This window comes from Burkholderia sp. Se-20378 (genome assembly GCF_017104665.1).
GTDB lineage: Bacteria > Pseudomonadota > Gammaproteobacteria > Burkholderiales > Burkholderiaceae > Burkholderia > Burkholderia lata.
Window position 1 is genome coordinate 1 of sequence record NZ_JAAGPG010000329.1, and the last position, 9,673, is coordinate 9,673.

The window sequence follows — 9,673 nt, forward strand, 5'->3', positions numbered from 1 at the left end:
CCGCGAGTTGCTGCGGCGGCCGGTCGAACAGGATCGCGAGCGCGTGGCGGTTCTCGGTGCGCTGCTGGATCAGTTGCGTCTGCGCGGCGCGTTGCGCGGCGAGGCTCTGTTCGGCCTGCGCAAGGTCGAGCCCCGATACGGCGCCGGCCGTGTGCCGCGACCGGACGACCGCGAGCGTGCGGACCGCATACGCGATGTTCGCGTCGCCGAGCGCGATCTGCCGGTTCAGATAGCCGATCTGCCAGTACAGCGACGCGGTCGTGCCGATCAGCGACAGCCGCGCGGCTTCGAGATCGGCGGCCGTCGCATTGGCCTCCCAGCGCGCGGCGTCGCGCAGCGCGGCCAGCCGGCCCCACAGGTCGATTTCATAGCTGAGCGAACCGGTTACGCCGCTCGTCCGGCTCATCTGGTGCGTATCGAGCGTGCGCGATACGGCGCCGTTCGCGCCGAGCGAGACGGTGGGCGTCAGGTTCGTATCCGCGAGCCCGGCCTGCAGTTGCGCACGGTATACGCGGATCGCCGCGATCGCGAGGTCGTTGTTGGCGCGCAGCGCGTCGTCGATCAGCGCGTCGAGTTGCGGATCGCCGAAGCTGCGCCACCAGTCGCGCGTGGTGGCCGGTGCGCTGGCCGCGACCGGTGCTTCCCAGTTCGCGGGCATCGCGACGGCGGGCAGCGGTTCATGGCGCGCGCCCGCACAGCCGGCGAGCAGCGCGGCCGCGCACGCGAATGCGCCCAGGCGGTGAAGCGGTGAGGAATGCGTCATGGCGGGCCTTGCGTCAGTCGCGCGCGAGCGCATCGATCGGATCGAGCCGCGACGCGTTGCGCGCGGGCATGAAGCCGAATATCACACCGGTGAGCGTCGAGCAGACGAACGCGGTCACGATCGCGCCGGCCGAGAACACCATCTTCCACTGCGCGACGAACATCGAGAACAGTGCGCCGAGCCCGAACGACAGCGCGATGCCGATCGTGCCGCCGAGCAGGCAGACGAGCACGGCTTCGACGAGAAACTGCTGCAGGATGTCCGACTGGCGCGCACCGACCGCCATCCGGATGCCGATTTCGCGCGTACGCTCGGTGACCGACACCAGCATGATGTTCATCACGCCGATCCCGCCGACGACGAGCGAGATCACGGCGATCAGCGACAGCAGCAGCGTGAGCGACTGGCCGGTCTTCTCGACGGTCTTCACCACGCTGTCCATGTTGTACGTGAAGAAGTCCTTGCGGCCGTGGCGCTGCGTCATCAGCTTTTCGAGGCTTTTCTCCGCGGCGGCGCTCGGCTGCCCGTCGCGCACGCGCACGGTGATGCTGTCGAGATGGCGCTGCCCGAAGAGACGCCCGCTCGCGGTGGTGTACGGCACCCATACGTTCAGGCTCTTCACGCTGCCGAACGCGCTTTTCTTGTCGGCCGTCACGCCGATCACGACGCACGGCACGTTGTCGACCAGGATCACTTCGCCGATCGGGTTGCGCGTCGCGCCGAACAGCTTGCGGCGCGTGTTCTGGTCGATTACGGCCACCTGCACCTGGCGACGTACCGCGTCCTCGTCGAAGGCGACACCCAGCGCGAAGCGCATCCCGCGCGCCTGGAAGAAGCGGTCGCCGACGCCGCTCACGAGCGCATTGACGTCGACGTTGCGGTAGCGCAGCAGCAGCGTGCGCGACGTTTCGGGCGTCGCGCTGTCGACGTACGGCTGCTCGGCGAGCGCGGCGACGTCGGCGGGCACGAGCGTCTGGATCGCGTCGGCGCGGCTGTCGCCCCAGTCGGTGCCCGGATAGATGTTGATCGTGTTCGTGCCGATGCTGCCGATCTCGTCGAGCATGTAGCGCTTCGCGCCTTCGCCAATCGCGACGATCGACACGACCGACGTGATGCCGATGATGATGCCGAGCATTGTCAGCAGCGTGCGCAACCGGTGCGACACGAGCGCGATCCATGCCATCCGGCAGGCCTCGGCGAAGCGGCCGGAGCCGGCCGCGAAGCGTCGCGTGCCGGTATCGGCATGTGGATCGGTGTCGACGGCCGTGGGCGTCAGCGTGTCGTGGCGATCAAGTGAGGGTGACTCGCCGGCGGCTGCTTCGGTCGCTTCTGCCGCTTCCGCTGCATCGGCGCCCGCTTCCGCGAGGGCTTCCGCATAGTGCCGGTTCGGCCGGTCGGCGACGATCTCGCCGTCACTGATCTCGATGATGCGCTTCGCATGGCGCGCGACGGCCTTGTCGTGCGTGACGATGACGATCGTATGGCCGAGCGCGTTCAGCTCGTGCAGGATGCGGATCACGTCCTGGCCGCTTTTCGTGTCGAGCGCGCCGGTCGGTTCGTCGGCGAGGATCACCTGGCCGCCGTTCATCAGCGCACGCGCGATGCTCACGCGCTGCTGCTGGCCGCCGGACAGTTGCCCGGGGCGATGGTGCGCACGATCCGCGAGCCCGAGGCGCGCGAGCAGTTCGCGTGCGCGTGCATGCCGCTCGGCGCGCGGCGTGCCGGCATAGATCGCGGGCATTTCGAGGTTCGCGACCGCGTCGACGTGCGGCAGCAGGTGGTAGCGCTGGAACACGAAGCCGAAGTGTTCGCGGCGCAGTTGCGCGAGCTCGTCGCTGTCGAGCATGTGCGTGTCGCGTCCGCCGACCGTGTAGGTGCCTTCGCTCGGGTGGTCGAGGCAGCCGAGGATGTTCATCAGCGTCGACTTTCCGGAGCCCGACGCGCCGACGATCGCGACGATCTCGCCCGCGTGGATCGACAGGTTGACGTTGTTCAGGACAACGACATCCTTGTCGCCCGCCGGAAAGCGTCGGGTGACGGCAGCGAGTTTCAGCAAGGGCTGGCTCATCGTCACACCACATCCGCCAGCGGTGCGTGGTCGTCACCGGCCGCTTCGCCGATCACGACGCGTTCGCCGTCCTTCAGGCCGGCCAGCACTTCGACGCGCACGTTGTTGTTGATGCCGATGCGGACGTTGCGCGTTTCCGTGCTGCCGTCGGCGCGCAGCACGCGTACCGCATAGGTGCCGTCCTTGCGTTTTTCGCCGAGTGCGGCGGCCGGAATGCTGAGTGCGTTGCGGGCGTTGCCGAGCACGATGTTGACTTGCGCGGTCATCGAGATGCGCAGCCGATGTTCCGGATTCGGCACTTCGAACAGCGCGTTGTAGAACACGGCCGAGTTCGGTTTCGAGCCGCCGCCCGCGCCGCCGCCGAGCGGGCTCTGCGCTTCGGCGTAGTTCTGCGGCGCCGGTTCGATCGCGCGCAGCTTGCCGTAGTGGCGCTTGTCCGGTTCGCCGAGGATCGTGAAATACGCGGTCTGGCCGGCACTCACGCGGATCACGTCGGCTTCCGACACCTGCGCCTTCACGGTCATCGTGTCGAGATCGGCGAGCTTCAGGATCACCGGCGCCTGCTGCTGCGCGATCACGGTCTGGCCTTCCTGCGTGACGACCGCGACGACCTCGCCGTCGATCGGCGCGACGATGCGCGTGTAGCCGAGGTTCGCCTGTGCGGTTTCGATCTGGATGCGGGCCGAGCGGATCTGCGCGGCGAGCGACGAGAGCGTCGCGCGCTGCACGTCGAGCGTCGCGCGTGCGGCCTCGAACGATTCGCGCGAGGTCGCATCGTCGGGCAGCATCGCCTGCTGGCGCTTGAACGCGAGTTCCGCCTGCGTGAGTTGCGCGGCGGTCGATTGCTGCTGTGCGCGCAGGCTTTCTTCGCTGGCGCGCGCCTGGCGCAGCGCGTTTTCCGAGATCACGGGATCGATCTCGGCGAGCCACTGGCCCTTCGTGACCTTGTCGCCGAGCTTGACCTTCAGCGACTTCAACTGCCCCGACACCTGCGCCCCGACGTCGACCTGCCGGAAGGCCTGCAGCGCGCCGGTTGCCAGCACCGCATTCTCGAGATCGCCGCGCGAGACGGGCGCGGACAGGTATTGCGGATGCTTGTCGGGCGCGCACGCCTTCAGCGTGACGCCGGCGGCGATCGCGACGATGGCAAGGCTGGCCAGCACGATGCGCCGGCGGCGATGGGTCTTCTGAGTCATGAGCGTGCGGCGAGGATCAGGCGGTGCCGGCGATGCGTGCGGCCGGTCGGGACGATCCGGTCGGCGTCGCATGTCGGGCAGGTTGCCCGCGACGGCATCCGCGTACGCATCGCGCGGGCGTGCCGAGTCGAATCAGCCGCTCATGGTAAGCGAGGACATCACGCCAAATCGTGTGGAAATTGTGCTGAATTGTGCGAACGCTGGCCCGGAGCGGGGGCAGGGCGGCGTCACTATTGCGAACTGTGAGAGCAACGGGCGAAGGCCCGTGCGTGTGTTGCAGCCGCGTTAACGTGCGTCAGCGCTGCGCGGCGATGAGCGCCATCATCGGCCGGTCGCGTTCCTCGTCGAGCGCGGGCAGCGCATCGACCTGTGCCTGCGTCGGCCCCCATTCGTCCAGGTGCGTGAGCGTGAAGCCGCTGCCGATCAGCAGGTTCACGAGCGTGCCGAGCGTGCGGTGCTGCTTGACGACGCCCGGCGCGAGCCAGTCGGTCACGCGCTCGCCTTCGCGCTGATAGCCGTCGAGCGGCCAGGACCGGTTGCCCTGCGCATCGACGACGAAGCCCGGCCGGCGCGGCGCGGTATAAACGGGATGCTCGATCGAGAACACGAGCTGCCCGCCGGGCACGAGCGCGCGATGAATCGTGCGCAGCAGCGTGTCGAGGTGCGCGACGTAGTGGAACGCGAGCGAGCTGTACGCGAGATCGAACGCGGCATCCGGCAGCGTGAGCGTTTCGAGATCGGCGCGGCGGTATGTGATCGCCGGGTGCGCGGCGGTCGAGGCCGCGCGTTCGAGCATGCGCTCCGAGACGTCGATGCCGAGCACGCTGGCCGCGCCCTGGTCGGCCGCCCAGCGGCTGAACCAGCCGTAGCCACAGCCGAGATCCAGCACGTTGCGGCCGTGCAGGTCGGGCAGCAGCGCGCGCAGCGCGGGCCATTCGGGTGCGCCGTCGAGGCCTTGAATCGAGCGGTTCAGGCGGCTGTAGCCTTCGAAGAAGGCCGGGTCGTCGTAGATGTTCTGCGTCATGGGTCAGGCCTCGTGCGGGCAGGGCGCGCGGTGCCGCACGCCCGATCCCGCGAGCTTACGCGTGCGGCCCGCCCGCGTCGATCCGGCGTTGCGTGTCGGCGTCGACGATCTCGCGGATCGCGCTGAACAGCGGCGCGGCGTCGGTATAGCGGCGGCCGTAGCCGAGATTGAATGCGTAGTCGAAATCGGGCGGGTTGCTGCCCTGGTTGTGCTGCAGGATCGTTTCGAGCTTGTCGAGCGCCTTTGCCGCGCGCGCTTCCGGCGTAGCGGCTGCTTCGTATTCATCCCACAGCGCGACGATTTCGTCGCGCTGCGCAGGATCGAGCGATGCGGTCAGCGTCAGCAGGTCGTCGCGTTCGTGCGCGCTTTTGTCGGGGTGTGCGGCCTGTTCGATCGCGGGGATGTCACCGTGCAGCGCCTCGCCGAGATCGTGGACGACGCACAGCTTCAGCAGCTTCAGCGTGTCGATGCCGGGCAGCGCGTTGGCGAACACGAGCGCCATCAGGCACAGCCGCCAGCTGTGCTCGGCCGTGCTTTCCGCTCGCCCGGACGACGTGTAGCCGCTGCGCAGCACATCCTTCAGGCGTTCGGCTTCGCGCAGGAACGCGAGCCGCGCGTGGATCGTATCGGGGGTCATGGTCGGCTTCCTTGCGATGAGCCGTCTAGCGTAATGCGGGGACAAGCGGTTCGTCCACGCATGAAATATGCGTGGTGCGAGCGGGATCGGGGCGCTTTGTCGCGCCGCTACTTCACGAACAGCCCGGCCCAGCAGAACAGCGCGAAGAAACCCGTTTGAACGACGACGATCAGGCTGAACAGGTAGGGGCTGCTGCGGCGCGCCACGCGCCTGCCGCCGGCGTTGGCCACCCCCGAGCGAAGCGCGACCAGCACGGCGGCGCCCGTATAGAGAATGAACGCGACGATCACGAGTTCTCGCATGACAAACGTCGACATGTGGCATTTCCCCTTCGTGTGCTGCCATTCACGTACGCATCTTTAGCGTCGCGTGCCGGACAGGTTGAAGGACGCAGCGCCGTTGCCGTTCCGCGGTGCTGCATCGCGATCCAGCGCTTATGCATCCTGGAGCGTCTCCACGAGCCGCGCGGCAGACCCGTCCGACAACGTCATCCGCGTCCATCGGCACATGCTGCCGCGGATCGGCACGACGCGCGACGCATTGGCGCCCGTATCGAATTCGACGCTCGGCGGCCCTGCATGGTCATGCCAGCCGAGCGTATCGAGCGCGGTTTCCATGCGAACGATCTCGGGCGTCGCGTAGCGCCACAGCGACGTGCCGAGCAGCATCGACAGCGGTTGCGAGAATTCGGCCGCGCGCGCCGGAGAAGACGCGAGCAGGCGGTGCGTGAGGTCGCACACGAGATGCATGCGCCCCGCGCTGCCCGCGACGAGCCGCGCGAGCGCGTGATCGCCGGCCGAATCGAGGCGCGCGGCCAGCAGCCGCTCGGCCGTCGCGCGCTCGTCGGGCGACATCTGCTGGCGGCCGGCTTCCCAGCGCGAGATCGTCGATTGCGCGACGCCGAACAGCTCGGCCGCATGGCTTTGCTTGACGCGATGCAGCGCGCGCCAGCGCTTGAGTTGCGGGCCGAGCGGCGGCGTATGAAGCGGTGAGGCGGTCATGGCGATGCTCCGTTCGGGGTGTGCGCCGCGTTGCAGCGGCGATGGATGGAATCGTCATTCCGTTGGCGCCTGAATCGCGACGAGTTCGACCGGAACCAATGCTGCGCCGCCGAGGACAAGATCGCCGTCGACGGCGGCCGTGACCGGTGTGGGTTCTATCGCGAGATTCATGATTGCCACGGCCTCCGTCACATGCCGGGCATAAATCGTGTACGGCCGGTCGAGCAGTTGCGCCGCCACCTTGGGCGGTATGTCGAAGCCTTGGGTGGAATAACGCATTCCGGCGATGTTGCCTTCGAGTGCGAGACCGTCGTGCACGGCGACGAACCCATGCGCGGCCGCCGTCACCTGATCGACTGCTGAAGCGCCATCCGGCAGCACGACGCGGTAATGGCCTTTGACGTGACCACCCACCGCCCGGAATCCGGAGAACGACCAACGCAGTGATGTCCGGTAGCCGGCCGACATGGCTGACCGCAGCGTATCCGGCAGATCGAGGACGAAGTGGACGGGGCGGCCCAGCACGATCAGCTTCGCATGGTCTTTCGTGACCATGAAGCCGGTTACCACCTCATCGTACGGCTGTTCCCGAACCAGCCCCGACTTGAAAAACTGATCCTCGGACAGCGGTCGTTCCGTGTGTACTTGCGGTTCGTGGCAGCCCGGCAGCGCGAAGTAGCCTGCGACCAATGCGGCGGCGAGCCAGCACCGGCGTGCGATCGATATGGTCATTGTCTCGTCCCGTCTTGTGCGGTTCGGTTCTTTCGATGCCCTCGTAGCCGGATTCTCGCGTATCCGCCGCGCGTTGTCGAACGGGAAGTCTGCCTCGGCAGCGGCCGGTTCGTCCCGTCCGTGCGATGTCGACAACGTTTTCGTCGCGCTTTCAACCATCTGCGCCATATCTTATTATTCGGCCAGTGCGGGGGGATACCGGCCGCCAACGGTCATGTCGAGGCATGACGCGCCGGTACGAATTACCGCCTTTCGGCTGGCGCATTGCACGACGCGCGGTCGAAACGACAGGAAACGCGTGGCCAGCGCGTATCCCGAAAAAATGACGAGAGGGCGCGATGGTACGACTGGTCTTGCTGCTGCTGGGCATCGAATACCTGCGCACCCGCTGGCGCGGGCTGACCGTGCTCGGCTGGGTGTGGGTCGTCGCGGGCGTCGTGATCTTCGTCGATGCGCTCGACGGTGCGCTGCATTTTCCAATCCAGATCTTCGCGTGGCTGTTCCTGATCGAGGGGCTCGCGACGCTCGCGGTGGCCGGCAGCGGCGTCGGCGGGCAGCGCATCCTGCGCTACGTGAAGGGGATCGTGGTGGTGGTCGCCGCGGGGCTCGTGTTCGCCGGGCATCACCACGGCCATTTCCTGCTGTCGATGATCTTCGGCACGCTGTTCCTCGTCGACGGGCTGCTGCAGTGCACCGCCGCGTGGATGGTGCGCTATCGCCGCTGGAACGTCGCCTTCGCATGGGGCGTCGTCGAGATCCTGCTGGCCATCTTCTTCTATCAGCCGTACCCGACGCACTATGTGGGCACCGTGCCGTACTGCCTCGGCCTGCTGCTGATATTCGGCGGGATGCACATGCTGAGCCTCGCCGCGCGCGTGCGGCGGCTGACGCGCAATCCGGCGTTCGCAACGTCGCCGGCGCCGGCGCTTGCGCCGGATCTCGACGATGCGCGCGACCTGCCGCATTTCGCGCAATCCGAATGGGACGGCCCGCCGGCCGACGGCGAGCATGCGCTCACCGTGCACGTGTGGACACCGACCGGCACGTCGAAGGCCGAAGCGCAGCGCTATCCGGTGATCGACCGCTATATCGCGGCCGTGGACGTGAACGGCGTGATCTCGACCGGACACGCGGCGCTGGAGTCACCCGAGGGCATCTATATCAGCCTGTATCCCGGCGTCGAAATCGATCGTTCTCCGGACGAATTCACGCGCATCCTGCGCGCGACACGCGAAAACGACGTGCCGGGCCTGTTCCAGCCCGACTACGCGACCGAGTCGAAGGCGTGGTGCCCGTCGACCGTGCGTGTACGGATCCGCAACTACGATGCGTCGAAGCTGGATGCCTTCTGGTCGTCGTACCGGCAGAACCTGACGTACAACCTCACGCACCGCAACTGCTCGAGCACGGTGTCGAACGCGCTCGAAGCCGCACTCGACGGCGCGGTATGGCGGCTGAAGGGCGCGCGCGCCGGGTGGGGCGCGTTCGTGCGGTTGCTGCTCACGCCCGAGCTGTGGGTTGCCGCGCAGATCCGCAAGCGCGCGGTGACGATGGCGTGGACACCCGGGCTCACGCTCGACTATGCACGCGCGCTCAGCATGCTCGCCGATCCGCGGCCGTTCGCGTGGTGGAAAGTCGCGCGCTCGGCCGTGAAGGCGATCATGGTGTCGCGCCGTACTTGGCGCGAGCAGGACAACGCGGCGCTGTCGCCCGGCGGATCGGAGGCGGCGTCGATGAAATGATCGCGCGATGCCGGACGCGGGCCCGGCGTCACGGCGGCCGCCACCGTGCGGCCGCGCGATGTTGCCCGCCACGAGAACCCCCATACGCAAACAACAATGAACAAGACGAGAGCATTCCGCATCCTGATTCCCGCTGCGTTGGCGCTGACGAGCGCCGGTTTCGCGCAGGCGAGCTCGGACGAAGTGCCGCGCATGAGCAACGACGTGTACCGGACGTCGGTGTCGTTCTGCTCGAACGTCGCGGCCGCCGAGAAGATCGAGTGCCAGGGCGACATGATCGCCGCGGGCAGCCGGATCGTCGCGGCGATCGGCGGCCTGCCGCCGGCATCCGCCACGTCGATCGACGAAGGCGCGCGCAGCAAGCTGCCGGCGGCGGAGCGCAAGGGGCTCGCGCCGTGCGAGCCGGGCGCGATAGATCGGGAGGGCGTCGCGGAGGGAACGGGGGGGCGCAAGGGGGTAGATCTCGGTGGTCGCGCGCCCTTAACAACAAAACCACAAGATGTGCACCCG

The 9,673-nt window shown here is 67.7% G+C and carries 9 protein-coding genes and 1 pseudogene; 2 read left to right on the plus strand and 8 right to left on the minus strand.

Going from position 1 to position 9,673, the window contains the following annotated elements; all coding sequences use genetic code 11:
* From G3N93_RS26820 to G3N93_RS26855, 8 genes are all read right to left on the minus strand, one after another.
* Window positions 1-763: TolC family protein (locus tag G3N93_RS26820; RefSeq protein WP_206134321.1), on the minus strand; the 763-nt coding region annotated here is incomplete at its 3' end.
* Window positions 764-776: 13 nt separating this feature from the next.
* The gene (locus G3N93_RS26825) at window positions 777-2,831 is read right to left on the minus strand and encodes a MacB family efflux pump subunit (protein ID WP_206134322.1); all 2,055 of its coding nucleotides are present in this window, start codon (window positions 2,829-2,831) and stop codon (window positions 777-779) included.
* 2 nt (window positions 2,832-2,833) lie between these two features.
* Window positions 2,834-4,027 (minus strand): efflux RND transporter periplasmic adaptor subunit, encoded by a 1,194-nt coding sequence (locus G3N93_RS26830; RefSeq protein ID WP_206134323.1) that lies wholly within the window; start codon window positions 4,025-4,027, stop codon window positions 2,834-2,836.
* Between the two features lie 295 nt (window positions 4,028-4,322).
* A complete protein-coding gene (locus G3N93_RS26835) occupies window positions 4,323-5,051 on the minus strand; it encodes a bifunctional 2-polyprenyl-6-hydroxyphenol methylase/3-demethylubiquinol 3-O-methyltransferase UbiG (RefSeq protein ID WP_206124014.1) in 729 nt (242 codons plus the stop codon).
* 55 nt (window positions 5,052-5,106) lie between these two features.
* Window positions 5,107-5,688, minus strand: coding sequence for an HD domain-containing protein (locus G3N93_RS26840; protein WP_206134324.1), 582 nt, complete (start codon window positions 5,686-5,688; stop codon window positions 5,107-5,109).
* Window positions 5,689-5,795: 107 nt separating this feature from the next.
* The gene (locus G3N93_RS26845; protein ID WP_174936802.1) at window positions 5,796-6,005 is read right to left on the minus strand and encodes a hypothetical protein; all 210 of its coding nucleotides are present in this window, start codon (window positions 6,003-6,005) and stop codon (window positions 5,796-5,798) included.
* A gap of 117 nt (window positions 6,006-6,122) precedes the next feature.
* Window positions 6,123-6,689 carry a helix-turn-helix transcriptional regulator gene (locus G3N93_RS26850; RefSeq protein WP_206134325.1) on the minus strand — a complete coding sequence of 189 codons (567 nt, stop codon included), beginning with the start codon at window positions 6,687-6,689 and terminating at the stop codon, window positions 6,123-6,125.
* A 54-nt stretch (window positions 6,690-6,743) separates the two neighbouring features.
* Window positions 6,744-7,589 (minus strand): hypothetical protein, encoded by an 846-nt coding sequence (locus G3N93_RS26855; protein WP_206134326.1) that lies wholly within the window; start codon window positions 7,587-7,589, stop codon window positions 6,744-6,746.
* A gap of 170 nt (window positions 7,590-7,759) precedes the next feature.
* On the opposite strand from G3N93_RS26855, the gene G3N93_RS26860 reads away from it, so the two are divergent.
* Together G3N93_RS26860 and G3N93_RS26865 are read left to right on the plus strand one after the other, a co-directional pair.
* Window positions 7,760-9,163, plus strand: coding sequence for an HdeD family acid-resistance protein (locus G3N93_RS26860; protein WP_174936808.1), 1,404 nt, complete (start codon window positions 7,760-7,762; stop codon window positions 9,161-9,163).
* A gap of 96 nt (window positions 9,164-9,259) precedes the next feature.
* A pseudogene (locus G3N93_RS26865) lies at window positions 9,260-9,673 on the plus strand (hypothetical protein); the annotation flags it as partial.

What these genes read in the sequence shown, in the direction of transcription:
- G3N93_RS26825 (WP_206134322.1), bottom strand. Translation starts at nt 2,831, where the DNA reads ATGAGCCAGCCCTTGCTGAAACTCGCTGCCGTCACCCGACGCTTTCCG.
- G3N93_RS26830 (WP_206134323.1), bottom strand. Translation starts at nt 4,027, where the DNA reads ATGACTCAGAAGACCCATCGCCGCCGGCGCATCGTGCTGGCCAGCCTT.
- G3N93_RS26835 (WP_206124014.1), bottom strand. Translation starts at nt 5,051, where the DNA reads ATGACGCAGAACATCTACGACGACCCGGCCTTCTTCGAAGGCTACAGC.
- G3N93_RS26840 (WP_206134324.1), bottom strand. Translation starts at nt 5,688, where the DNA reads ATGACCCCCGATACGATCCACGCGCGGCTCGCGTTCCTGCGCGAAGCC.
- G3N93_RS26845 (WP_174936802.1), bottom strand. Translation starts at nt 6,005, where the DNA reads ATGTCGACGTTTGTCATGCGAGAACTCGTGATCGTCGCGTTCATTCTC.
- G3N93_RS26850 (WP_206134325.1), bottom strand. Translation starts at nt 6,689, where the DNA reads ATGACCGCCTCACCGCTTCATACGCCGCCGCTCGGCCCGCAACTCAAG.
- G3N93_RS26855 (WP_206134326.1), bottom strand. Translation starts at nt 7,589, where the DNA reads ATGGCGCAGATGGTTGAAAGCGCGACGAAAACGTTGTCGACATCGCAC.
- G3N93_RS26860 (WP_174936808.1), top strand. Translation starts at nt 7,760, where the DNA reads ATGGTACGACTGGTCTTGCTGCTGCTGGGCATCGAATACCTGCGCACC.